General features: G+C 71.8%; 23 protein-coding genes. 13 read left to right on the forward strand and 10 right to left on the reverse strand.

Annotated elements, in window-relative coordinates; all coding sequences use genetic code 11:
- Window positions 1–186 precede the first annotated feature (186 nt).
- Window positions 187–1,626 carry an amino acid permease gene (locus ABZ193_RS35105; protein WP_354712889.1) on the forward strand — a complete coding sequence of 480 codons (1,440 nt, stop codon included), beginning with the start codon at window positions 187–189 and terminating at the stop codon, window positions 1,624–1,626.
- Here the strand turns inward: ABZ193_RS35105 and ABZ193_RS35110 are convergent.
- Window positions 1,616–2,260 carry a hypothetical protein gene (locus ABZ193_RS35110; RefSeq protein WP_354712890.1) on the reverse strand — a complete coding sequence of 215 codons (645 nt, stop codon included), beginning with the start codon at window positions 2,258–2,260 and terminating at the stop codon, window positions 1,616–1,618. The two genes, ABZ193_RS35105 and ABZ193_RS35110, sit on opposite strands and share 11 nt — an antisense overlap.
- Window positions 2,248–3,594, reverse strand: a complete 1,347-nt coding sequence (locus ABZ193_RS35115; RefSeq protein WP_354712891.1) for a glutamine synthetase — start codon at window positions 3,592–3,594, stop codon at window positions 2,248–2,250. The genes ABZ193_RS35110 and ABZ193_RS35115 overlap by 13 nt, the downstream gene beginning before the upstream one ends.
- 413 nt (window positions 3,595–4,007) lie before the next feature.
- On the opposite strand from ABZ193_RS35115, the gene ABZ193_RS35120 reads away from it, so the two are divergent.
- Both ABZ193_RS35120 and ABZ193_RS35125 read left to right on the forward strand, forming a co-directional pair.
- The gene (locus tag ABZ193_RS35120) at window positions 4,008–4,190 is read left to right on the forward strand and encodes a hypothetical protein (protein WP_017983718.1); all 183 of its coding nucleotides are present in this window, start codon (window positions 4,008–4,010) and stop codon (window positions 4,188–4,190) included.
- A 140-nt stretch (window positions 4,191–4,330) separates the two neighbouring features.
- On the forward strand, window positions 4,331–5,662 hold the full coding sequence (locus ABZ193_RS35125) for a PepSY-associated TM helix domain-containing protein (RefSeq protein ID WP_354712892.1): 1,332 nt from the start codon (window positions 4,331–4,333) through the stop codon (window positions 5,660–5,662).
- Window positions 5,663–5,710: 48 nt separating this feature from the next.
- Here ABZ193_RS35125 and ABZ193_RS35130 read toward each other — a convergent pair whose 3' ends face one another.
- Window positions 5,711–7,474, reverse strand: coding sequence for a DEAD/DEAH box helicase (locus tag ABZ193_RS35130; protein ID WP_017983720.1), 1,764 nt, complete (start codon window positions 7,472–7,474; stop codon window positions 5,711–5,713).
- A gap of 212 nt (window positions 7,475–7,686) precedes the next feature.
- Between ABZ193_RS35130 and ABZ193_RS35135 the strand changes: the two genes are divergently transcribed.
- Window positions 7,687–8,778, forward strand: a complete 1,092-nt coding sequence (locus tag ABZ193_RS35135) for a YihY/virulence factor BrkB family protein (RefSeq protein ID WP_354712893.1) — start codon at window positions 7,687–7,689, stop codon at window positions 8,776–8,778.
- On the opposite strand, the gene ABZ193_RS35140 is transcribed toward ABZ193_RS35135, so the two are convergent.
- A complete protein-coding gene (locus ABZ193_RS35140) occupies window positions 8,739–8,993 on the reverse strand; it encodes a DUF3039 domain-containing protein (RefSeq protein ID WP_017983722.1) in 255 nt (84 codons plus the stop codon). The two genes, ABZ193_RS35135 and ABZ193_RS35140, sit on opposite strands and share 40 nt — an antisense overlap.
- Window positions 8,994–9,068: 75 nt before the next feature.
- On the opposite strand from ABZ193_RS35140, the gene ABZ193_RS35145 reads away from it, so the two are divergent.
- The 4 genes from ABZ193_RS35145 to ABZ193_RS35160 are packed head-to-tail and all read left to right on the forward strand — an operon-like array spanning window position 9,069 to window position 11,756.
- Window positions 9,069–9,449, forward strand: a complete 381-nt coding sequence (locus tag ABZ193_RS35145; RefSeq protein ID WP_020418734.1) for a tautomerase family protein — start codon at window positions 9,069–9,071, stop codon at window positions 9,447–9,449.
- Window positions 9,450–9,465: 16 nt separating this feature from the next.
- On the forward strand, window positions 9,466–9,975 hold the full coding sequence (locus ABZ193_RS35150) for a pyridoxamine 5'-phosphate oxidase family protein (protein WP_237338149.1): 510 nt from the start codon (window positions 9,466–9,468) through the stop codon (window positions 9,973–9,975).
- Between the two features lie 12 nt (window positions 9,976–9,987).
- Window positions 9,988–10,893, forward strand: a complete 906-nt coding sequence (locus ABZ193_RS35155; protein ID WP_020418736.1) for a pseudouridine-5'-phosphate glycosidase — start codon at window positions 9,988–9,990, stop codon at window positions 10,891–10,893.
- Window positions 10,890–11,756 (forward strand): sugar kinase, encoded by an 867-nt coding sequence (locus tag ABZ193_RS35160; protein WP_354712894.1) that lies wholly within the window; start codon window positions 10,890–10,892, stop codon window positions 11,754–11,756. Before ABZ193_RS35155 ends, ABZ193_RS35160 begins: the two co-directional genes overlap by 4 nt.
- Window positions 11,757–12,304: 548 nt before the next feature.
- On the opposite strand, the gene ABZ193_RS35165 is transcribed toward ABZ193_RS35160, so the two are convergent.
- The 4 genes from ABZ193_RS35165 to ABZ193_RS35180 are packed head-to-tail and all read right to left on the reverse strand — an operon-like array spanning window position 12,305 to window position 15,640.
- A complete protein-coding gene (locus tag ABZ193_RS35165; RefSeq protein WP_020418738.1) occupies window positions 12,305–12,655 on the reverse strand; it encodes a DUF3099 domain-containing protein in 351 nt (116 codons plus the stop codon).
- A gap of 38 nt (window positions 12,656–12,693) precedes the next feature.
- Window positions 12,694–13,794 (reverse strand): M20 family metallopeptidase, encoded by a 1,101-nt coding sequence (locus ABZ193_RS35170; RefSeq protein ID WP_354712895.1) that lies wholly within the window; start codon window positions 13,792–13,794, stop codon window positions 12,694–12,696.
- Between the two features lie 11 nt (window positions 13,795–13,805).
- Window positions 13,806–14,360, reverse strand: coding sequence for a DinB family protein (locus tag ABZ193_RS35175; RefSeq protein WP_020418740.1), 555 nt, complete (start codon window positions 14,358–14,360; stop codon window positions 13,806–13,808).
- Complete coding sequence (locus ABZ193_RS35180; RefSeq protein WP_354712896.1) at window positions 14,357–15,640, reverse strand: amidohydrolase; 1,284 nt, start codon at window positions 15,638–15,640, stop codon at window positions 14,357–14,359. Before ABZ193_RS35180 ends, ABZ193_RS35175 begins: the two co-directional genes overlap by 4 nt.
- Here ABZ193_RS35180 and ABZ193_RS35185 point away from each other — a divergent pair.
- The 4 genes from ABZ193_RS35185 (at window position 15,639) to ABZ193_RS35200 (ending at window position 20,874) form a co-directional block, all read left to right on the forward strand.
- A complete protein-coding gene (locus tag ABZ193_RS35185) occupies window positions 15,639–17,171 on the forward strand; it encodes a class I SAM-dependent methyltransferase (protein WP_354712897.1) in 1,533 nt (510 codons plus the stop codon). The genes ABZ193_RS35180 and ABZ193_RS35185 overlap by 2 nt on opposite strands.
- Window positions 17,168–17,593 carry a D-aminoacyl-tRNA deacylase gene (gene dtd, locus ABZ193_RS35190; protein WP_020418743.1) on the forward strand — a complete coding sequence of 142 codons (426 nt, stop codon included), beginning with the start codon at window positions 17,168–17,170 and terminating at the stop codon, window positions 17,591–17,593. The genes ABZ193_RS35185 and dtd overlap by 4 nt, the downstream gene beginning before the upstream one ends.
- 244 nt (window positions 17,594–17,837) lie before the next feature.
- Window positions 17,838–18,863: a sigma-70 family RNA polymerase sigma factor gene (locus ABZ193_RS35195; protein WP_026153319.1), complete on the forward strand. Its 1,026-nt coding sequence runs from the start codon at window positions 17,838–17,840 to the stop codon at window positions 18,861–18,863.
- Window positions 18,864–19,212: 349 nt separating this feature from the next.
- Window positions 19,213–20,874, forward strand: a complete 1,662-nt coding sequence (locus ABZ193_RS35200; RefSeq protein WP_354712898.1) for a fumarate hydratase — start codon at window positions 19,213–19,215, stop codon at window positions 20,872–20,874.
- Between the two features lie 46 nt (window positions 20,875–20,920).
- Here the strand turns inward: ABZ193_RS35200 and ABZ193_RS35205 are convergent, their stop codons facing one another.
- Window positions 20,921–21,358, reverse strand: a complete 438-nt coding sequence (locus ABZ193_RS35205; RefSeq protein WP_354712899.1) for an SRPBCC family protein — start codon at window positions 21,356–21,358, stop codon at window positions 20,921–20,923.
- A gap of 18 nt (window positions 21,359–21,376) precedes the next feature.
- Complete coding sequence (locus ABZ193_RS35210) at window positions 21,377–21,886, reverse strand: hypothetical protein (RefSeq protein ID WP_235716149.1); 510 nt, start codon at window positions 21,884–21,886, stop codon at window positions 21,377–21,379.
- Window positions 21,887–22,019: 133 nt separating this feature from the next.
- Here ABZ193_RS35210 and ABZ193_RS35215 point away from each other — a divergent pair, with 133 nt between their 5' ends.
- Window positions 22,020–22,439: a YciI family protein gene (locus tag ABZ193_RS35215; protein ID WP_020418747.1), complete on the forward strand. Its 420-nt coding sequence runs from the start codon at window positions 22,020–22,022 to the stop codon at window positions 22,437–22,439.

Genomic DNA, 22,439 nt, shown 5'->3' on the forward strand with positions numbered 1-22,439 from the left:
AGGTTGGCATGTTCGGCCGCCGGTTGGCGGCCTGGGTTGCGGCCCTGGCTCAAGGTGATCGCGCCGGTGTCAGGCGACGGGATGACCACCCAGCTTCTCTTGGGTTCAAGGCCGAAGGCTTCCGCCTTCGTCACAGCAAAGGGCCACCGCGCTGCGGGGATCCAGGTGATCTTCTAACGTTCCACCATGGGCATCACCCGAACGCTTGACGTCAACGAAGTCCTCGCCCGGCAGGAGTCCGGCGAGTTGAAGCGCCGCCTGCGGGCCAGGGATCTGGTGGGCTTCGGGGTCGGCATCATCATCGGCACCGGCATCTTCACGCTCGCGGGCGTGGAGGCCAAGACGCACGCCGGGCCGGCTGTGACGTTGTCGTTCGTGATCGGGGCCGTCGTGGCGGGGCTGGCGGCGCTCTGTTACGCCGAACTGGCCTCCAGCGTGCCGACGGCGGGCAGCGCCTACACCTACGCGTTCGCCACGCTCGGGGAGGTGTTCGCCTGGATCATCGGCTGGGACCTGCTCCTCGAGTTCGCCCTCGGCGCGGCCGTGGTGTCGCGCGGGTGGTCCGGGTACCTCGCGAACCTGCTCGGGCTGCCGCAGGAGTGGTTCGGCGAGGAGGCGACCGTCAACGTCGGCGCCGTCGCCATCATCGCGGTCCTCACCGTCGTCGCCGTGCTCGGGATCCGCGAGTCGGCCCGGGTGACGAACGTGCTGGTGCTCGTCAAGGTCGCGGTGTGCGTCCTGATCATCGCCGTGGGCGTGTTCTTCATCAAGGGCGCCAACCTGACCCCGTTCATCCCGCCCGCCCAGCCGGGCGAGAGCGGGGCGAGCGTGCTGCACCAGCCGGTCGTGCAGGCCGGGCTGGGGCTCGAACAGTCCGTGTACGGCATCGGCGGGGTGCTGTCCGCCGCGGCGATCGTGTTCTTCGCCTACACCGGGTTCGAGGCGCTCGCCAACCTCGGCGAGGAGACCCGCAACCCGCGCCAGGACCTGCGCATCGGCATCCTCGGCGCCCTCGGCGTGTGCGCCCTGCTCTACATCGCCGTGTCGCTGGTGCTGACCGGCATGGTGCCGTTCACCGACATCGACGCCGGCGCGCCGCTCGCCGCCGCGTTCGACTCGGTCGGCCAGCACTGGGTGAGCGCCCTCATCTCGCTCGGCGCGGTCACCGGACTGACCTCGGTGATGATGGTCGAACTGGTCACCATCGGCCGCATCGGCTTCGCGATGGGGCGGGACGGTCTGCTGCCCAAGCCGATCGGCACCACCCACCCGCGCTGGGGCACGCCGCACCGGATGACCATCGGCGGCGCGGTGCTGATCGCCCTGCTCGCGGCGTTCGTGCCGATCACCGAGCTGTCCGACATGGTCAGCATCGGCGCGCTGTCGGCCATGGTGATCGTCGCGATCGCGGTGCCGGTGCTGCGCCACAAGCGCCCGGACCTCAAGCGGCCCTTCATGGTGCCGCTGTCCCCGGCTCTGCCGATCATCGCCGCGCTGGCCTGCCTGTACCTGATGCTGAACCTGGACGTGCTGACCTGGATCCGGTTCGCCGTCTGGCTCGCGATCGGCCTCGTCATCTACTTCGCCTACGGCCGCAGGCATTCCCGCCTGGCGGCTAAGGAGTGAAGCCCGCCCGCGCGATCAGCGCCCGCGCCGCGGCCATGTCGGCGGCGGGCACCACGAGCAGCAGCCCCCGCAGGGCGGCGACCACCCGGTCGAGCAGCTGCAGGTGCACCCCGTCGCGGCCAGCGGTGCGGTAACCGTCCACAATGGCCACCAGCGTGCCGCCCGGGCCGCTGAGCACGCCCGCGAGGAACACCGGATTCCTGGTGCGCCAACGGGAACTCCAGAACGGCGGCAACCCGCCGTCGAGGTAGTCGCGCAACGCGGTGTCGGGGGTGTCCGGCGCGCCGAGGTCCGCGGTGTCCACAAAGGCCACCAGCGTGGCGTCCAGCTCGGGCACCCCGGCCAGGATCGCGCGCAACCCGGCGGCGGTCCACCCGCCCTCGGCGGCGACCGCGGTCAGCTCGCCCCCGGACAGCTCCGCGATGGCCGCCGCGGCGGAGCGCGGCGACGATCCCGCGGACGCGGTGTCGTCCTGGCTCGCCACCGCGATCCCGTGCGCCCGCAGGGAAACCAGCGTGACGAACGCGGCCGACTCGCCCTTCTGCTGCGGCATCTCGGCCCGCGCGAGGTCGATGAGGCGCGTGGCGCCGGGGAACCAGCGCACCTCGTCGAGCAGCCCCACTAGTACCGCCACAGGTGGGCGGCGACGATCTCCTCGACCGTCCGGTCCGCGGCCCAGCGCCGGTCCGAGGCACGCACCGCACGAAACGCGCCGAGCAGCTCCTCCCCCAGCGCCGCGCGCATCCGGCCACTGGACGCCAGCGCGCCGTCCTGTTCGTCCGATGTGACCGGAAGGCGGCGGATTCCCGCGGCCGTCCGGCGGTCCTCCGTCCAGGCGCCGGGATCCTCGCCGACCGGATCGGGCAGGACGAGCCTCTCCTCCAGTCCCGCGATACCCGCGGTGATCACCGCGGCGAGCGCCAGGTACGGGTTCGCCGACGCGTCACACGGCTTCAGCTCCACGTTGGCGTGATCGTCGCCGAGCAGGTCGGACCCCGGCACGAACCGCAACGGCGCTTCACGGTTCTCCACACCCCAGAACGCGTACGCGCTCGCGAAGTAGCCCGGGCGCAACCGCAACGTGGACGGCACGCTCGGTGCGGTCACCGCCGTGATGGCGGGCAGGTCCCGCAGCAGCCCGGCGAGGTAACCCGCGCCCTCGCCGTCCGGCACGCCGGCGAGCAGGTTGCGCCCCTTGCGCCACACCGAGGTGTGCAGGTGCCAGCCGTTGCCCGCCGCCTCCGGGCTGACGATCGGCGCGAAGCTCAGCCGCAGCCCGTGCTTGTGCGCGGCGGCGTGCAGGGTCTGGCGCGCCAGCAGCTGGTCGTCGGCCGCGGACACCGGATCGGTCGCCGCGAGCGAGAGTTCCAGCTGCGCCAGTCCGTACTCGGCGTGGAACTGGTTCAGCCGCAGGCCGTTGGCGTCGAAGTCGTGCAGCACGGTCGCGACGAAGTCGTCCAGCGGGATCAGGGCGTGCGGACTGTAGGCGGGACCGCGGTGGCCGGGGGCGGAGGCGATGTCCGGCGCGCCGGCGGGAGCCACGGCGAACTCCATCTCGAAGCCGGCGCGGATCTCGTAACCCAGGTTGGCCGTCGCGGACACGACGGTTTCCAGCGCCGTCCGCTGGCAGTAGGGCCACGGCGATCCGTCGGCTGCGACCTGCCGCCCGGGCGCCCAGGCGAGCGCGGGCTGCCCGGAGAGCCGCCGCAGCCGGTCGATCACCGGCACGAGACGCACGTCACCCGAGGGCGTGCTCAGTCCGGGGTGGCCGAACGTGATGACGTCGTGGGTGTCGAAAACAGCGAACAACGACGTGATCCCGACGCCGCGCGTCGCGGCCGCGGCGAGACCGCCGATCGGCACGATCCGCGAGCGCGGGATGCCGTTGTTGTCGGCCCAGGCGATCTGCGCCCCGCCGACCCCGGCCGCCGCCAGGTCCTTCGCGGCCGCCGACGCCTGCTTCGTCATGACAGGGAGTGTCTCACGTGCCCCGCGCGGGGGATGGTTTCGCACACGGACTGATCACGATCTTGCCTCGGACCGGTCCACCGAATTCCGCTGAGAACGAACAAGCTGCTCCGCGCGGCCGCTTGACACGGGTTCGCACGAGCCGATTTCCACCCGCCTGCACTGGTCCTGACCACGGTAAACGGGTTTCTGGCAGGTTTCTCCGTCCTGAATGGCGGGATTGATCTACGGCATCCGGGGTAATTCTGCGTGACACACATCCCAAGCAGCCGGGAACACTTGCCAGGCGCTCAGCGTCTGCAAGAGTGGAGGCCAGCGAACACCGCGGAGCCGACGGGCAACCGCAGGGCCGAAGTGGTCGCCGCTGGATCGATGGCATCGGGCAGCCGATGCCGGGACGGAGGGAGACTCCAATGACATCACCGACGCTCACCCGCCCCGAGTTGACCGCAGCCGACCGTTGTGACCGGTGCGGTGCCGCAGCACAGGTACGAGCCATCCTCTCCAGCGGTGGCGAGCTGCTCTTCTGCGGCCACCACGCCCGCGAGTACGAGTCGAAGCTCAAGGAGATCGCTGCGGAGATCCAGCGCGGCTGAGCCAGACCACAGACAGCAGGCGGGCGCCCGGGGTTCACCCGGGCGCCCGCTTTGTCATGTGCCCGACGTCACACCGGGAACCGTCGCGTTGATTCCGGCGACCTGGAGGGAAAGCCGGTCCCTCCCCGCCGAGGAGCAGCATGACGACGGACGACCTCCTGGAGCCAACCGCACCGCCCGCCGCCCCGTCCGCGCCCCGCGGGACGCTGCGACCGGTCCTGCTGCGCCTGCACTTCTACGCCGGGATCCTCGTCGGCCCGTTCCTGCTGGTGGCCGCGATCACCGGGCTGCTGTACGTGTTCGCGCCGCAGCTGGAGCAGGTCGTCTACGACCACGAGCTGCACGTGCCGGCCGGGACCACGACGCAGCCGCTGTCCGCGCAGGTCGCCACCGCCGAGAACGCCGTTCCCGAAGGAACGTTGTACAGCGTGCGCCCCGGGCCGACGGCGACCGACACCACCCAGGTCGTCTTCAAGGTCGACGGCCTGCCGGAGAGCTACTACCGCACCGCCTTCGTGAACCCCTACGACGGCGAGATCCGCGGCGTGCTGGACACCTACGGCTCCGGTGGCGCGATGCCGATCCGGGGCTGGCTGGACAACCTGCACCGCAACCTCCACCTGGGTGACGCGGGCCGGATCTACAGCGAGCTGGCGGCGAGCTGGCTGGCGGTCGTGGTGGCCGGCGGGCTGGTGCTGTGGTGGGGCGGGCGGCGTCGCAAGCGCAAGGCCACGACCGGCCGGGCACGCACGCTGTCCTGGCACGCCACCACCGGCACGTGGGTGGCGCTGGTGCTGTTCTTCCTGTCCGCGACGGGTCTGACGTGGTCGCAGTTCGCCGGGCAGAACATCTCCGAGGTGCGGGCCGCGCTGAGCTGGCAGACGCCGTCGGTGCCGTCGAAGCTGCCGGGCGCGACGGCCGCCCCCGCGGTGGACTTCGACGGGGCCCTGGCCGCGGCGCGCACGGTGGGCTTGGACGATCCGGTCGAAATCACCCCGCCCGCGGCGGGCAAGGCCTACGTGGTCAAGCAGATCCAGCGCAGCTGGCCGGAGAAGCAGGACGCGGCCGCGATCGACCCGGCCACCGGCGAGGTGCTGAACGTGCTGCGCTTCGAGGACTGGCCATTGGCCGCGAAGCTGGCCCGCTGGGGCATCGACGCGCACATGGGCCTGCTGTTCGGGCTGGCGAACCAGATCGTGCTGGCCGTGGTGATGGCCGGTCTGATCGCGATGATCGTCTGGGGGTACCGCATGTGGTGGCAGCGCCGCCCGGCCGGACGGCCCGTTGGCCGCCCCTTCGCGCGCGGCTCGCTCCGGCGGCTGCCGATGAAGGTGCTGGTGCCGCTGGCCGCCGCCGGGATCGTGGTCGGCTGGTTCATGCCGGTCTTCGGGCTGTCCCTGCTGGCGTTCCTGCTGCTCGACGCCTTCCTCGGGTGGCGGGCGCACCGCCGCTCCGAGGTGGCGCGCACCTAGCCGCGCCACCCACACGCTGTGCCGGTCCCGCTCCAAGCGAGGCCGGCCTCACCAGGAACGCAGCGTCGCGATCCGCTCCTCCAGCTGTTCCATCGTCGCCATCGCCGTCGGCGGGCCGCCGCACGCTCGGCGCAGCTCGTTGTGGATCGCGCCGTGCGGTTTGCGCGTGCGGTGGTGGTACATGCCCACCAGGGTGTTCAGCTCCTTGCGCAGCGCCGCGATCCGCTCGTTCACCGACTGCGGCCGCGGCGCGGGCGCCGGGACCTGCTCCTTCTCCGGCTTGCGTCGGCTGGCGTCGGCGAGCTGCTCCTCCTGCCGCTTGCGCAGCAGCGCCCGCACCTGGTCCGGCTCCAGCAGCCCGGGCAGCCCGAGGTACTCCTGCTCCTCCTCGCTGCCGGAGAACACCGCGGTGCCGAAGGAGTTGCCGTCGTAGATCACCTGGTCCAGCTCGGCCGATGCGCCCAGCGAGGTGAACGCCTTCTCCTCCTCGCCGGGCTCGTCCTCGGTGCGGTTGGCCTGCGCCAGCAGCTCGTCGTCCCAGCCGTCCTTCTCCCGGTGCGGCTTGCCGAGCACGTGGTCGCGCTGGGCCTCGAGCTCGCTGGCCAGCTCCAGCAGCACCGGCACGCTGGGCAGGAACACGCTCGCCGTCTCGCCCTTGCGCCTGGCCCGCACGAACCGGCCGATGGCCTGGGCGAAGAACAGCGGCGTCGACGCGCTCGTGGCGTACACCCCGACCGCCAGCCGCGGGACGTCGACGCCTTCGGACACCATCCGCACCGCGACCAGCCACCGGTCGGTCGACTCGGAGAACTCGCTGATCCGCGCGGTCGCCTTCGGATCGTCGGAGAGCACCACCGTCGGCGCCTCGCCGGTGATCCGCGCCAGGATCTTCGCGTAGGCGCGCGCCGACTCCTGGTCGGTGGCGATGACCAGGCCGCCCGCGTCCGGGATGCCACCGCTGCGCAGCTGCTGCAGCCGGGTGTCGGCGGCCTGCAGGACGGCGGGGATCCACTCGCCGCCGGGGTCCAGCGCGGTGCGCCACGCGCGGGCCGTCTGCTCGGCCGTCAGCGGCTCGCCCAGCCGCGCGGTGAACTCCTCCCCCGCGCTGGTGCGCCAGGACGCCTCACCGCTGTAGGCGAGGAACACGACGGGCCGGACGACGCCGTCGGCGAGCGCGTCGGCGTAGCCGTAGGCGTGGTCGGCCTTGCTGCGCAGCGAGCCGTCGCCGTCGGGCTCGTAGGTGACGAACGGGATCGGCGAGTCGTCGCTGCGGAACGGGGTACCCGTCAGCGACAGGCGCCGCACGGCCGGGGTGAACGCCTCGCGGATCGCGTCGCCCCAGCTCTTCGCGTCGCCGCCGTGGTGGATCTCGTCCAGGATGACCAGCGTCTTGCGACCCTCGGTGCGCACGCGGTGCAGCGTCGGGTGCGCGGCCACCTGCGCGTACGTCAGCGCGACGCCGCGGTAGTCGGCCGCGACGGCGCCCTGGCCGTTGCGGTAGTTCGAGTCGATCGGGATGCCCGCCATCGCCGCGGACGCCGCCCACTGGTGCTTGAGGTGCTCGGTCGGGGTCACGATGGTGACCGCCTCGACCGTGCGGTCGGACAGCAGCTCGGCGGCGATGCGCAGGCCGAAGACCGTCTTGCCCGCGCCCGGCGTCGCGACGGCGAGGAAGTCCTGCGGCTGCGTGCTCAGGTACTTCGTCAGCGCGCGGCGCTGCCAGGCCCGCAGCGGGCGGGCGGTGGAGTCGTGCTGGGGCTCGGGTGCGGCGAAGCCCTGACCGGTCCGATTACCCTGGGCCGTGTCCGACAAGGGATTCCTCCCCCTCCTCTCGCCGACGATGGAACGCGACATGCGAATGCCCCCACGGAACTGCCCGGCCGCGATGCCGGACGGGGGTGAGGGCGGCTCATCGGAGATTACCCGTCCCCTCCGACAAGGGCCGCGAACGGCACGGCGGAGTTGAACACGCCACAGGTCTTGACAAGCCAAATCGCGCCGATTCCGCCATGCTTGGGGCTGACATGAGTTCACCGTCCGACGAGACGCCCGATGGCGCCGCCCGCCGCAAGGGTCCGGCGCGCCTGCTCGGGCGCACGCTGAACAAGGCGTGGGACGGCAACATCTTCTCCGAGTCTGCGGAGGCGGCGTTCTGGCAGACGCTGTCGCTGCCACCGCTGCTGCTCGGGCTGCTGGGCAGCCTCGGCTTCATGGGCGACTGGTTCGGACAGGGCTTCGTCACCGCGGTGCACGACCGGATCATCACGTTCGCGGACAAGATCTTCAGCGGCAACGTGGTGAGCCAGATCATCGAGCCCACGGTCGACGACATCCTGACCATCGGCAAGGGCGAGATCGTCTCGGTCGGCTTCCTGATCTCGCTGTGGGCCGGCTCGTCGGCGATGTCGTCGTTCGTCGACGCGATCACCGTGGCGCACGACCAGTACGGCGTGCGCAACGAGGTCTGGCAGCGGATCTACGCGCTGCTGCTGTACCTGGCGAGCCTGGTGCTGCTGGTGGTCGGCCTGCCGATCATCGCCATCGGACCGGACGTCCTGATCGACTTCCTGCCGGACGGCTGGGCGCCGACGATCACCACCTGGATCAGCTGGCTGTACTACCCGGTGATCGGGGTGCTGCTGGTCCTGGCCGTGGCGACCCTGTACAAGCTGGCCCTGCCGCGCCGGCTGCCGTGGCACCGCGGGCTGCCCGGCGCGGTACTGGCGATGGTGATCTTCCTGCTCGCGAGTGTCGGCCTGCGGGTCTACCTGTCCTGGATCACCAGCACCGGCTACACCTACGGCGCGCTGGCCACGCCGATCGCGTTCCTGCTGTTCACGTTCTTCATCGGGATGGCCATCGTCGGCGGCGCCTACTTCAACGCCGCGATCCAGGAGCTCTGGCCCGCGAAGATGACGCGCCGCCAGCGCCGCAAGTGGCGGCGGCTGGAGATGGAGCGCGCCAAGGAACGCCTGCGCGAGGACTCGCCCTCACTGTGGGAGCGCACGACACAGCCGTTGCGGAAGCCGCGCAAGCAGGAGGAGGCTCCCGCGGCCGGGGAGGACGACCTGGCGGATCAGTCCTCGCCGTCGGGGCCGGGGCGCAAGCCCTCGTAGATCTCCTTGCAGGCCGGGCACACCGGCGAGCCGGGCTTGGGCGAGCGGGTGACCGGGAAGACCTCGCCGCACAGCGCCACCACGTACGTGCCCATGACCGCGCTCTCGGCGATCTTGTCCTTGCGCACGTAGTGGAAGACCTTCGGCTGATCGCTGTCGGTCTCGTCGGTGGTCTCCGGGCGTGTGTCGACCTCGGGCAGCGTCTGGGTGCTCATGTGCCCATTTTGCCGCAGCACCCGTCGCGGCCGACACTCTGGCCTTCTGTACCTACTGGTATGTACGGTGAGGGTATGCCACTCGTACGCATCGACGCCCTGCCCGTGCACGACGACGCCACCCTGACCGCGCTCGGGGACGCGGTCCACCAGGCCATGACCGAGACGATCGACGTGCCGCGGGACGACTTCTTCCAGATCGTCACCCGCACCGACGGCCACCTCCGCTACGACCCCGGCTACCTCGGCATCCGCCGGGACGACGGTGTGGTCTTCGTCAGCATCACGATGCGGGTGGGCCGCACCTACGCGCAGAAGAAGGCGCTCTACGCGCGGATCGCGGAACTGGCGTCCGAACGGGCCGGGATCGAGCCGCGGAACGTGTTCGTCAGCGTGACCGAGAACCACCCGGTGGACTGGTCCTTCGGGGAGGGCGTGGCGCAGTATCTGGGGTGAAGGGAGGGCCCCGCCGATGACCGTTCCCCGCGCCACCCGCCCGCACATGCCCGGCTACGGCACCCTGCCCGCCGACCAGGGAACGGGACTGCTGCCCTGGTCCTGGGCCGAGAGCCGGCTGCGGGACTCGCACGACTACTGGGTCGCGACCGTGTGGCCGGACGGCCGCCCGCACCTGATGCCGGTGTGGGCGGTGTGGCACGACGAGGCGCTGTGGTTCTCCTCGTCGCGCGGCGCCCGGAAGGTGCGCAACCTGCTCGCCAACCCGGCCGTCACGATCTCGACGGACGACGCGCTCAACCCCGTGGTGCTGGAGGGTGTCGCCAAGGTCGTGCGGGACACGGTGTCCGTGCGGGCGTTCGTGGAGGCGGTGAACGCCAAGTACCGCACCGACTACGGCACGGACTTCCTGGACCCCGACGTCAACGCGACCGTGCGGGTGCGGCCGCGGTGGGTGTTCGGGCTGGACGAACGCGACTTCGGCGGCTCGCCCACCCGCTGGGACTTCACGGCGGACCGTCGGTGAAGATGGTCCCTCGTGACACCCCCGATATCGCTGGCCGACGAGGTCGCCGACGCCGTTCACAGCGGCCGCGCGGTCGTCGCGCTCGAAAGCACGATCCTGTCCCACGGCCTTCCGCCCGGACGCAACCTCGCGGTCGCGAACCGGCTGGAGGAGACCGTCCGGAAGGCCGGCGCGGTGCCGGCCACCATCGCGGTGCTCGACGGCGTCGCGTACGCCGGCTTGTCGCGCGCTCAGCTGGAGCGCGTGTGCGCGCCCGACGCCGGGTTGGACAAGCTGTCCCTGCGTGACCTGGGGCCCGCGATCGGGCTCGGCCGCTCGGGCGCGACGACGGTGGCGAGCACCTCGGCGCTCGCGCACGCGGCCGGGATCGGCGTGTTCGCCACCGGCGGCCTGGGTGGCGTGCACCTCGGGGCGGCCGAGTCCTGGGACGTCTCCGCGGACCTCGGCGTGCTCGCCACGGTGCCGGTGCTGGTGGTGTGCTCGGGGGTGAAGTCGGTGCTGGACATCGCCGCGACCCTGGAGGTGCTGGAGACGAACTCGGTGCCGGTGCTGGGGTACCGGACCGGCGAGTTCCCCGCGTTCTACCGGCGGACCTCGGGTTTCGAGGTGCCGTGGCGGGTCGACGACCCGGTCGCGGCAGCGGCCGTGGTCGCCGCGCACCGGCGGTACGCGTCGTCGGGGGTGCTGCTGGCCAACCCGATCCCGGCCGAGGCGGAGATGGACGCCGAACTGCACGACCGGTTGCTGGCCGAGGGGCTGGCGCTGCTGTCCTCGCGCGGCGTGCACGGCAAGGAGGTCACGCCGGTGCTGCTGGAGCACTTCCACACCGCCAGCGGCGGGGTGAGCCTGGACGCGAACGAGGAACTGGTGGTGTCCAACGCGCGGGTCGCGGCCGAGGTCGCGGTGGAGCTCGCGTGAAGGTCGTCGTGGTCGGGGACGCCGGGCTGGACGTGGTGGCCCGGCACGAGGGACCGATCGTCCACGGCGGCGACTCGCGGTCGCGGGTGCGGCTGGCCGGCGGCGGCGCGGGCGCGAACACGGCGGTGTGGCTGGCCGAGGCGGGCGTGGAGACGACGCTGATCGCACGCGTCGGCGACGACGCCGGCGGGCGCACGGTGCGGGCCGAACTGGAGGCGGCGGGCGTGTCGTGCGCATTCGCGGTCGATGGTGACGCGCCGACCTGCGTGGTCGTGGTGCTGGTGGACGGTTCGGGTCAGCGGAGCATGCTGCCGGACCGGGGCGCGATGGCCCGGTTCGCGCCCGCGGACATCGACCCGGCGGTGCTGGCCGGCGCGGACCACGTGCACCTGTCCGGGTACGTGCTGCTCGACCCGTCGTCGCGGCCCGCGGGGCTGGCCGCGCTGGCGGCGGCGAAGGAGGCCGGGCTGACCACGTCGGTGGACCCGCAGGCGGCCGCGTTGATCACCGATCCGGGGGCGTTCCTGGCGGACGTGCGTGGCACGGACCTGTTGCTGCCCAACACGGAGGAGCTGCTGGCGCTGACCGGCTCGGCGGCGCCGTCGGCGGCGAAGGCGCTGCTGGACGACGTCGGCGCGGTGGTGGTGACGGCGGGTCTGGACGGCGCGACGTGGGTTTCCGCCGACGGTGAGGTGAGCGTGCCCGCGGAGGAGGCGGAATGCGTGGACTCCACCGGCGCGGGCGACGCGTTCGACGCGGGCGTGCTGGCGGCCTGGCTCCGCGGGGAGTCCACTGTGGACGCCCTGCGGGCGGGCGTGCGGCTGGGCGCGCGGGCGGTCACCAAGGTCGGCGCTCAGCCCTGACTCCGGCTGAGTCACTGGTCCTGCCGCGGCAGTGCGACGGGGCGGGTTGCGCGTCCACGGGCGCGGCAGAGGTCGATGCCGCGCCCGTGGAGGCTTCGCGCAGGTGCGCTGATCCGGTGCGGTGAATGCGCGGCGGGCGCCGGCCGCGGCACTGCGTAGAGCGCCGACTTCGGTGAAGCCGTCGCGCGGCAGGCAGACGGCGCAGGGGCGCCCAGGCGATGGCGAGTTGCCCACCCGCGGCACCGGCACAGTGTTGCCGATCGAAGCGGCAGCTCAGCCTCGCGCAAGCTCGGCCACTCTCGGGGCGCCGCCTTGCCGCCTGCGGCGGCTCAGTCAATCCCGGCGGCACGCCCCACCACCCGCGGCGGCAGCCCGGCCACCCGCGGCGGCTCAGTCAATCCCGGCGGCACGCCCCACCACCTGCGGTGGCTCAGTCAATCCCGGCGGCACGCCCCACCACCCGCGGCGGCTCACTCAACCCCGGCGGCACGCCCCACCACCCGCGGCGGCAGCCCGGCCACCCGCGACGGGTGCGCCGAGCGGCGGGGTCAGCCGTCGATGATGCGGTGTTCGCGGTGTTCGATGGCCTTCGCGTTGCGCTGGTAGCGGTTGACCTTCTCCGGCTTGCGCGGGGGGCGGTCGTTGGCGATCAGCACCGCGACCCAGGGCAGCGGGATCGAGATGACGATGAACAGCAGCGCCAGCCACCACGTGTGGTAGAAGATCCCGGCCAGCACCAGGCACGGGAACCGCATGCCCATCATCAGCATGTACTTGCGCTTGCGGGCCGCGTGCTCGTCTTCGTAGGACGGTGCGGCCTCGGTGATGAGAACGGGGGCGTCCTCGTCGCCGGTGCCCCGGGGGGACCTGTTCACCGCGACCACCTCCTGTGCCTCCATGCTGCCACTTCGCCCTCCCCGGCGATACTCGGGTGGCGTTAAATCCCGCACCACCCGGCGCACACGCGCGTGAGGATCTCCACCGACTCGGCCAGCCGGGTGATCGAGCACCACTCGTCGGTGACGTGCGCCTGCTCCGGCTCGCCCGGCCCGCAGATCAGCGTCGGCACCCCGCCCAGCGCGGGGGTCAGCACGGACGCGTCGGTGAAGTACGTCGCCGTCGCCACCTCACCGCCCGCGCCGGTGACCTCCCGGACGATCGCGGCCGCCGAGGCCGCCCACTCGTCGCCCGGATCGGTCCACACCGGCGGCAGGTCGATCAGCGGGCGCACCTCGACCCCGGCCACCGCGGCCAGCGTCTCCAGCAACGCCGCGTGGTCCTGCCCCGCCACCGTCCGCACGTCCACCGTCGCCACCGCGCGGTCGGGCACCGAGTTCGTGTTCAGCCCGCCGGTGAAGGTGCCCACGTTCAGCGTCGGCGGTCCCATCACCGGGTGCGGCTCCACCCCGAACCGGTACTCCGCCAGCCGCGACACCGCCGCGGCCAGCTTGACCACCGCGTTGTCCCCCAGGTGCGGCATCGACCCGTGCGCTGTCACGCCGGTGGCGAGCGCCTCCAGCCACAGCGCGCCCTTGTGCCCGTGGAACGCCGCGTTCGCGGTCGGCTCGGTGATGACCAGCGGACCACTCGGCCCCAGCCGGTCCGCCACGAACCACGCGCCCTGCGACCCCGTCTCCTCGGCCGCCGTCAGCACGAGCCGCAGCCCGGCGCGGCGCGGCCGGGAGCGCGCGACCGTGACCGCCGCCGTCACGATCGCCGCCACCCCGGCCTTCATGTCGCTCACGCCGCGCCCGTACACGCGGTCGCCGTCGGTCTCCCCGGCGAACGGGTCGTGCTGCCACGGCGCGCCGCCCAGCGGCACCGTGTCGACGTGCCCGGACAGGCACAGCGGGGGCACGTCGTGCCCGGTCTCCCACTCGGCCACCAGCGTGCCGCGGCCGGGTTCGTGCTCGAACACCTCGAGGCGGAACCCCGCGTCCCGCAGCAGCGGCGCCACGACCTCCAGCGCCGCGGTTTCCCCGTGACCCACCGTGTCGACCGCGGTCAGCGCGCGGGTCAGCGCGAGTGCGTCCGTCACGTTCCCCTCCTTCAGTGCCCGGTCCGGCCGTCGATCCGTTCGCGCAGCAGGTCGGCGTGCCCGTTGTGCCGGGCGTACTCGGCGAGCATGTGCACCATGATCCGCCGCAACGAGATCGGCTCACCGGAGGCCTGGTGCACGCCCGTCTCGTCGAGCGACGGCGCTTCGGCGACGATCCGCCGGGAGGCCTCGCACTCGGCGCGCCACACCGCCAGCGCCTCCGCCGGATCGCCGTCCAGCCGCTCGAAGTCCTGCTCCGGGTCGTCGTCGGAGTAGTACAGGACCGGCACGTCCTCGCCGCGGAACTGGATGCGGAACCACCACCGCTCGACGCCGGCGAGGTGCCGCAGCAGGCCGTGCAGGGTGAGCCCCGAGGGCGGGATCAGCTTCTCGGAGAGGCGGTCCGGCGCGACCCCCGTGCACTTGAGCTCGAAGGTCTGCCGGTGCCAGTCGAGGTAGGCGGTGAGGATCGCGCGCTCGTCACCGGTCTTGGGCAGGGGCGGGCGGGTGTCGTCCGCCCACGGCTGGGCGAAGTTGGCGGCGGGGATCGGGGCGCTTCCGGTCATGCCCCGAGCTTGCCACCACCCACCGACAAAAATGTGAGCGCCGCCACGACCAGCGTCTCCACCCCGGTCCGCAGCGTCGGGTGCAGCACCGGCGCGAACCGCGGCGAGTGGTTCGACGGGACGTCGCGCTCGAACCGGCCCTCCGCCATCGCGGTGAGCACGAAGTCCGGGTCCAGGCCGCCGACCAGCCAGAACACCGACGGCGCCCCGGCCGCCCTGCCGAACTCGCCGAAGTCCTCGCTGCCGGTGACCAGCGGGGCCTCCATCGTCCGGTCGGCGCCGAAGTGCGCGGTGAACGCCTCGGTGAGCGTGCGGTTCGCGCCCTCGTCGTTGCTGGTCACCGGGAAGGTCGCGATCGGCGTGATCTCCGGCGGCCGTGGCGCGCCCGCCGCGGCCGCCTCGCCCTGCACGATGCGCTCGATCGCGGCCAGCACCCGCTGCCGGACCTGCTCGTCGAAGGTGCGGACGTTGACCTCGAGCACCGCTTCCTCGGCGATGACGTTGGCCGCGGTGCCGACGTGCATCGACCCGACGGTCACAACGGCCTGCTCGGTCGCCGCGATCTCGCGGGACACGATCGTCTGCAACCGCATCACGACCGACGCGGCCAGCACCGCCGGGTCGACCGTCGTCTCCGGGCGGGAGCCGTGCCCGCCGCGGCCGTGCAGCACGATCCGCAGCGAGTCGGTCGCCGCCATCAGCACACCCGGCCGCGTCAGCACCCAGCCCGCCGGCCCGGGCACGACGTGCTGGCCCAGCACCACCGCGGGCGTGCCGACGAGGTCGAACAGGCCGTCGCGCACCATCGTCTCCGCGCCCTCGCCGACCTCCTCCCCCGGCTGGTAGACCACGACGACCGTGCCCCGCCAGCCGTCCCGGCCGCCGGCGAGCAGCCGCGCCGCGCCGTCCAGCCAGGTGGCGTGCATGTCGTGGCCGCACGCGTGCATCACCGGGACCTCGTCGCCGTCCTGGTTCGGCGCGCGCACCTCGCTGGCGTAGGGCAGGCCGGTCTTCTCCGCGACCGGCAGCGCGTCGATGTCCGCGCGCAGCATCACGACCGGGCCGTCCCCGTTGCGCAGCACGCCCGCCACCCCGGTCCCGCCGATGCCGGTGTGCACCTCGTAACCGGCCTCGCGCAACCGGTCCGCGAGCTTGCCGGCGGTGCGGTGCTCGGCGAACGACAGCTCGGGGTTGCGGTGCAGGTCGAGGTAGAGCTCCTCCAGCCCCGGCAGGAGTTCGCCGAGACCCGCGAGCACCGTCGCCCGGTCCGTGGTGGTCATGCGGCCATCTCAGCACAGCCGCGGCGCCCGCGTGGGAGGATCACCCACCGTGAGCATTCCGCGGTTCTCCGACGATTTCCTGGCCCGGCTGCGCGAGGCGTTCCAGCGCACCGGCTACGACGCCGACGGCGTGGTCGACGCGCTGGGCGGGGCGGCCCACGCGGCGCTGGGCCGCGGCGAGCCCGAACTCGCCTTCCGCGCCAGCGCAGACGCCGGCGAGCTCGGCACGCTCATCCGCCTCTTCCTGCTGGGTTCCGCCGAGCCCGAAGCGGCCGTGCGGGCCGCGCTGGCGCCGCTGGCGCTGGACGACGCGCTCGCGGCCGGTCTCGTGCGCGGACGGGAGCAGCTGCGCGCCGGCCTGGACGTGCGGCCGCACGGGGACGAGCAGGGCTCGTGGTGGGTCGTCTCGGACCTGGACTCCGACGTGCTCGGCGCGGAGGTCCCGCCGGACCACGTGCTCGGCGTCGGGCACGCGTCACTGAGCCTGATCCGCGCCACCACCCGCCGCCCGGTGGGCAGCCTGCTGGACCTGGGCACCGGCAACGGCGTGCAGGCGCTGCACGCCACCCGGCACGCCCAGCGCGTCACCGCCACCGACGTGTCGGAGCGGGCGCTGGCGCTCGCGGACGCGACGTTCCGGCTGAACGAGCTGGACGTCGAACTGGTGCGGGGCGAGTGGTTCGCGCCGGTCGCGCGCCGCCGGTTCGACCAGATCGTGTGCAATCCCCCGTTCGTGGTGGGCCCGCCGCGCGTCGACTACACCTACCGCGACTCCGGCCTCGGCGGCGACGACGCGAGCGCACTGGTGATCCGCCAGCTGCCCGGGTTCCTGACCGAGGGCGGCACCGGGCAGCTGCTCGCCTCCTGGTTGCACGTCGACGGCGAGGACTGGGCCGACCGGGTGAGCCGATGGCTCCCCGGCCGCACGGACGCGTGGTTCGTGCAACGCGACGTAGCCGACCCCGGGCTGTACGTGGGCACCTGGTTGCGTGACGCGGGCATCGATCCGCGCTCCGACCGCGGCCGCGCCAAGGCCGCCGACTGGCTGGACTGGTTCGCGGAGAACAAGGTCCAGGGCGTCGGGTTCGGGTTCGTCACCCTGCGCCGCACGGACGCGGCCCACCCGACGGTGGTCTGCGAGGACCTGCGGCAGGCCTACGACGACCCGCTGGGCCCGGAGGCCGGCCGGTGGCTGGACCGCGTGGCCTGGCTGCGGGAGCACGGGCACGACCTGCTGGACGCGCGCTTCCGGGTGCCGCCGACGGTGCTGCTGGAGCGGGTGTCCGCGCCCGGCGACCAGGGCTGGGACACCACGGTGCTGCGGCTGCACCGCTCCGACGGGCCGGGCTGGCAGCACGAGGTCGACGAGACGGTCGCCGCGCTGCTGGCCGGCTGCCGGGGCGCGCTGCCGCTGTCGGACCTGCTGTCGCTGCTCGCCGCCGGCCACGGGCTGGACGAGGACGCGCTCACCGAGGCCGCGCTGCCGCTGGTGCGGGAACTGGTCCGCCACGGCTTCCTGGAGGCGGTGTGAGGGCCGTCGCGGCGCGGGTGACCGAGGCGAGCGTCACAGTCGAGGGCGAGGTCGTCGGCGCGATCGAGGAGCCGGGGCTGCTGGTCCTGCTCGGCGTCCACGTTTCGGACAGCGAGGACAAAGCGGTCACCATGGCGCGGAAGCTGCACGAGCTCCGCATCCTCCGCGATGAGGAGTCCTGCGCCACTTCCGGCGCCCCTTTGCTGGTGGTGAGCCAATTCACGCTGTACGGCGACACCCGCAAGGGGCGCCGTCCATCGTGGACGCAGGCGGCCCGCCCGGACGACGCGCTGAAGCTGTTCGACCGCGTCGTGGCGGAGCTGCGCGGGCGCGGAGCCCGTGTCGCCACAGGGAAGTTCGGCGCCATGATGGCGGTGCGCAGCGTGAACGACGGCCCCTTCACGGTGCTCGTAGAGGTCTGAACCACTGCTCCACCCGAGCGGTCTCTCAGCAAAACCTCAGCTTTGGTGGAGCAACCCGGTCCGGTACCGCCTCGTCTTGAAGTCGAGAAGGCGGGAACGTTTTGGCAACGGCCGGCGTTGGAACCATTGTCCAGCCGACGAGCTGGACACCGCGGGGGTGGAGCACTCCACAGGATCCACCCACGCGGCGCAACAGCCGGTGTGACGCACCGAACGTGTCCGCCCGTGACCGGGGAGGCAGAACATGTCAGTACAGACTCTCGAGCGCCCGACTCGTGAGGTCCCCGAGCCCGAAACCGAGCCCGTCGAGTCCAGCGTACGCCCTTCGCCGAACCTCGACGCGGATCTCGACGCACAGGGCCCGGCCGCGGACCTCGTGCGGGTCTACCTCAACGGGATCGGCAAGACCGCGCTGCTGTCCGCCGCCGACGAGGTCGAGCTCGCCAAGCGCATCGAGGCGGGGGTGTTCGCGCAGCACATGCTCGACACCGCGCCGAAGCTGAGCCCGCAGCGCCGCAAGGAGCTCGAGGCGCTCGTGCGTGACGGCCACAAGGCCAAGAACCACCTGCTGGAGGCCAACCTCCGGCTGGTCGTGTCGCTGGCCAAGCGCTACACGGGGCGGGGGATGCCGCTGCTCGACCTGATCCAGGAGGGGAACCTGGGTCTGATCCGCGCGGTGGAGAAGTTCGACTACTCCAAGGGGTTCAAGTTCTCGACCTACGCGACGTGGTGGATCCGCCAGGCCATCACCCGTGGCATGGCCGACCAGGGCCGCACCATCCGGCTGCCCGTGCACCTCGTCGAGCAGGTCAACAAGCTGGCCCGCATCAAGCGCGACCTGCACCAGCAGCTCGGCCGTGAGGCCACCAACGAGGAGCTGGCCGCCGAGTCCGGCATCGCCGTCGAGAAGGTCGCCGACCTGCTCGACCACGCCCGCGACCCGGTGAGCCTCGACATGCCGGTCGGCACCGACGAGGACGCCCCGCTGGGCGACTTCATCGAGGACTCCGAGGCCACCGACGCCGAGAGCGCGGTCATCTCGGGCCTGCTGCAGGACGACCTGCGCCGGGTCCTGGCCACCCTCGACGAGCGGGAGCAGCAGGTCATCCGGATGCGCTACGGCCTCGACGACGGCCAGCCGCGCACCCTCGACCAGATCGGCAAGCACTTCGGGCTGTCCCGCGAGCGGGTCCGCCAGATCGAGCGCGAGGTCATGTCGAAGCTGCGCCAGGGCGAGCGGGCCGAGCGCCTGCGCGCCTACGCCAGCTGACCCGTCCAGGGCAACCGGCAGGGCCACTCCGCCTACGCGGGGTGGCCCTGTTCGTGTTCCACGACAACCCGATCGGCAGTGTTGACGTATGACGTAGGTCACGTCACCGTGGAAGCAACGTTTGGTGAGTTCTTCACGTCCTACGGACGGTGGACTTCGCGGCGGGTGCCCTGTGCTCCCGGCCGCTTTCCCCGGAAGGTCGGGTCCGTCGGGGTGGGCCCGGCCTTCCGACTTTTCCGGGGTGGTTCGCGCCACGCGATCTCCGGCGAGGTGCGCGCCACACCTCTACGTGGGCAAGCACGCGCAAGCGGTAACGTCAAGGGCCCGAATTGCCTGCGAGGGAGCCCGAGTGACCACCACCACCTTCCAGTACACCGACGTGCTGCCGCTGGGTCCGGACCACGAGACCGAGTACCGGCTCGTGACGGCCGAGGGCGTCCGGGTAGTCGAGGCCGCCGGACGGAAGTTCCTGGAAGTCGACCCCGACGCGCTGACCAAGCTCGCCCGGACCGCGATCACCGACATCCAGCACCTGCTGCGCTCGTCGCACCTGGCGCAGCTGCGCGCGATCGTCGACGACCCCGAGGCCAGCGGCAACGACCGCTTCGTGGCGATGGACCTGCTGCGCAACGCGGCCATCTCGGCCGGCGGGGTGCTGCCGATGTGCCAGGACACCGGCACCGCGATCGTCATCGGCAAGCGCAGCCAGGGCGTGCTCACCGGCGGCAACGACGAGCAGGCGCTGGCCCGCGGGATCTTCGACGCCTACCAGGAGCTCAACCTGCGCTACTCGCAGATGGCGCCGGTGACGTTCTGGGACGAGAAGAACACCGGGACCAACCTGCCCGCGCAGATCGAGCTGTTCCACAAAGACGGAACCGGCGACCCGAGCTACGAGTTCCTGTTCATGGCCAAGGGCGGCGGCTCGGCCAACAAGACGTTCCTCTACCAGGAGACCAAGGCCGTCCTGAACCCGAAGCGGCTGGCCAAGTTCCTGGACGAGAAGCTGCGCAGCCTCGGCACCGCGGCCTGCCCGCCCTACCACCTGGCGATCGTGGTCGGCGGCATGTCAGCCGAGTACAACCTCAAGGTCGCCAAGCTCGCCTCGGCCCGCTACCTGGACAACCTGCCGCGCGAGGGTTCCCCGCTCGGCCACGGCTTCCGGGACACCGACCTGGAGCAGCAGGTCCTGGAGATGACCCGGCAGTTCGGCATCGGCGCCCAGTTCGGCGGCAAGTACTTCTGCCACGACGTGCGCGTCATCCGGCTGCCGCGGCACGGCGCGTCCTGCCCGGTCGGCATCGCGGTGTCCTGCTCGGCCGACCGCCAGGCGAAGGCGAAGATCACCGCGGACGGCGTGTTCATCGAGCAGCTCGAGCGCGACCCGGCCCGCTTCCTGCCGGACGTCACCACCGACGACCTGTCCGACGAGGTGGTGCAGGTCGACCTGAACCGCCCGATGGACGAGATCCGCGCGCAGCTGTCGTCGCTGCCGGTGAAGACCCGGCTGTCGCTGACGGGCCCGCTGGTGGTGGCCCGCGACATCGCGCACGCGAAGATCGCGGAGCGGCTGGAGGCCGGCGAGGAGATGCCGCAGTACCTGCGGGACCACCCGGTCTACTACGCGGGCCCGGCGAAGACCCCGGACGGCTACGCCTCCGGATCCTTCGGGCCGACCACCGCGGGCCGGATGGACTCCTACGTCGCCCAGTTCCAGGCCGCGGGCGGCTCGATGGTCATGCTCGCCAAGGGCAACCGGTCCAAGCAGGTGACCGCCTCCTGCAAGGAGCACGGCGGGTTCTACCTCGGCTCGATCGGCGGCCCGGCGGCGCGGCTGGCGCAGGACTGCATCAAGAAGGTCGAGGTTCTGGAGTACCCGGAGCTGGGCATGGAAGCCGTGTGGAAGATCGAGGTCGAGGACTTCCCGGCGTTCATCGTCATCGACGACAAGGGCAACGACTTCTTCGCCGAGACGTCGGAGCCGGTGCTGCAGATCAGCTTCCGCTCCTGAGCGACTGACTCGAACGGGCGCCACCCGCGCGGGTGGCGCCCGTTTTTCACGCCTGGAACAGCGTGACCAGCCGGTCGAGGGTCTTGTCGATGGCCTGCTTGTTCTTGCGCGGGAAGAAGCTCAGGTCGATCAGGAGCGGGATCCGCGCGGTTGACCAGTCGAAGGTCTCGGTGACCTCGGTCGAGCCGTCCTCGAGCGGCTTGAGCTGCCACCGCCAGCGGTGCCCGTTGAAGTGCCGCCAGGCGATCAGCCGGTTCTCGTCGAACTCGACGACCGTGTTGAGGATCTTGTAGTTCGCGCCCATCTTCATGTCCATGCCGAAGCGGGAGCCGAGCGTCAGGCGCTCCGGCCCGCCGCTCTGGGCCGCGAGGACCGTGCCGGAGCCGTCGATCAGCGGGTGCTTCGACGGGTCCGCGAGCAGCTCGAAGATCTTCTCCGGCGGGGCCGCGACGATCCGCGTGGCGGAGACCTGGCGTTTCCTCATGACCCGCGATACTACCGGTCAGTAACCTCGTTTGGCGCTCGTCAGCACGACAGTCCGCTCGTTCAGGGGTTCGGACAGGGTCGCCGACACCACCGGGTAGCGGATGTCCATGGTGCACATCTGGCCGGCCAGGTTGCTCTTGTTCTCGACCAGGTTGACCACGACCTGCCGGGCGTCCTGGGCGGTCACCTCGGCCGCGGCGCGCCCGCACCCGCCTTCCTCGGCGCGGATGAACAACTGCTTGCCGTCGGCGCTGACGAACACCTCGCGCGGGAAGTCCGAGGGCAGCGCCGAGGAGTCGACGCGGGTGGCAGGCACCTGGGCGGTGTCCGCCGGTGGCTGCATCTGACGCGGCCCGCCCGGCATCACCGGGGGCAGGTCGGTGGCCGGGATGGTCGGGGCGGTGGGAGCGGCTTCGCTGCTGGTCGCGTCACCGGAACCGCTTCCGACAGTAGGGGTCTGCTCGCCGCAGGCCGTGGCCGCCAGCAGGACGAGGCCCAGCCCGCACATCGTTGCTTTCCACCTCATGCCTCCAGGACGGAACGGGCCCGCCGACGGGTTGCACAAAAAAAATTCCGGGGCCGTGTCGATCGAAACGCCCCCCGTTCGACCCATGGGGTGAGAGGGTCCAGAAGGACCCGGACACCGAGGGAGAAACACCATGAAGTTCATGCTGATCTGGCGGGCCACCGACGAGGCGTTCGCGAACCTGGCCGACTTCGACTTCGACCAGATGATCGAGATGACCGGGCGGTACAACCAGGAGCTGATCCGGGCCGGTGTGCTGGTCGCCGCCGAAGGGCTGGACGACGCGAACGACGGCGTGGTGGTGGACTACTCCTCGGAGCCGCCCGTGGTCACCGACGGCCCGTACGGCGAGACGAAGGAGCTGTTCGGCGGCTTCTACATCCTCAACGTGGCCTCCAAGGAGGAGGCGGTCGAGTGGGCCAAGCGGTCCCCGATCAAGGGCAAGGGCTTCAAGACCGAGATCCGGCGGGTCACCACGATCGACGAGTTCCCGCAGGACAACGAGTGGATCCAGAAGGAGCGGGCGTGGCGCGAGGCGACCGGCCAGCTCTGA

Source organism: Amycolatopsis sp. NPDC006125 (genome assembly GCF_040614195.1).
Taxonomy (GTDB): Bacteria; Actinomycetota; Actinomycetes; order Mycobacteriales; family Pseudonocardiaceae; genus Amycolatopsis_E; species Amycolatopsis_E tucumanensis.

Bases quoted from the DNA above. Each gene is read 5' to 3' on its own strand.
- ABZ193_RS35105 (WP_354712889.1), top strand. From the start codon at position 187: ATGGGCATCACCCGAACGCTTGACGTCAACGAAGTCCTCGCCCGGCAG.
- ABZ193_RS35180 (WP_354712896.1), bottom strand. From the start codon at position 15,640: ATGACCACCACGGACCGGGCGACGGTGCTCGCGGGTCTCGGCGAACTC.
- ABZ193_RS35175 (WP_020418740.1), bottom strand. From the start codon at position 14,360: ATGACCGGAAGCGCCCCGATCCCCGCCGCCAACTTCGCCCAGCCGTGG.
- ABZ193_RS35165 (WP_020418738.1), bottom strand. From the start codon at position 12,655: ATGGAGGCACAGGAGGTGGTCGCGGTGAACAGGTCCCCCCGGGGCACC.
- ABZ193_RS35215 (WP_020418747.1), top strand. From the start codon at position 22,020: ATGAAGTTCATGCTGATCTGGCGGGCCACCGACGAGGCGTTCGCGAAC.
- ABZ193_RS35125 (WP_354712892.1), top strand. From the start codon at position 4,331: ATGACGACGGACGACCTCCTGGAGCCAACCGCACCGCCCGCCGCCCCG.
- ABZ193_RS35115 (WP_354712891.1), bottom strand. From the start codon at position 3,594: ATGACGAAGCAGGCGTCGGCGGCCGCGAAGGACCTGGCGGCGGCCGGG.
- ABZ193_RS35210 (WP_235716149.1), bottom strand. From the start codon at position 21,886: ATGAGGTGGAAAGCAACGATGTGCGGGCTGGGCCTCGTCCTGCTGGCG.
- ABZ193_RS35150 (WP_237338149.1), top strand. From the start codon at position 9,466: ATGACCGTTCCCCGCGCCACCCGCCCGCACATGCCCGGCTACGGCACC.
- ABZ193_RS35205 (WP_354712899.1), bottom strand. From the start codon at position 21,358: ATGAGGAAACGCCAGGTCTCCGCCACGCGGATCGTCGCGGCCCCGCCG.
- ABZ193_RS35120 (WP_017983718.1), top strand. From the start codon at position 4,008: ATGACATCACCGACGCTCACCCGCCCCGAGTTGACCGCAGCCGACCGT.
- ABZ193_RS35195 (WP_026153319.1), top strand. From the start codon at position 17,838: ATGTCAGTACAGACTCTCGAGCGCCCGACTCGTGAGGTCCCCGAGCCC.
- ABZ193_RS35145 (WP_020418734.1), top strand. From the start codon at position 9,069: ATGCCACTCGTACGCATCGACGCCCTGCCCGTGCACGACGACGCCACC.
- ABZ193_RS35140 (WP_017983722.1), bottom strand. From the start codon at position 8,993: ATGAGCACCCAGACGCTGCCCGAGGTCGACACACGCCCGGAGACCACC.
- ABZ193_RS35185 (WP_354712897.1), top strand. From the start codon at position 15,639: ATGCGGCCATCTCAGCACAGCCGCGGCGCCCGCGTGGGAGGATCACCC.
- ABZ193_RS35135 (WP_354712893.1), top strand. From the start codon at position 7,687: ATGAGTTCACCGTCCGACGAGACGCCCGATGGCGCCGCCCGCCGCAAG.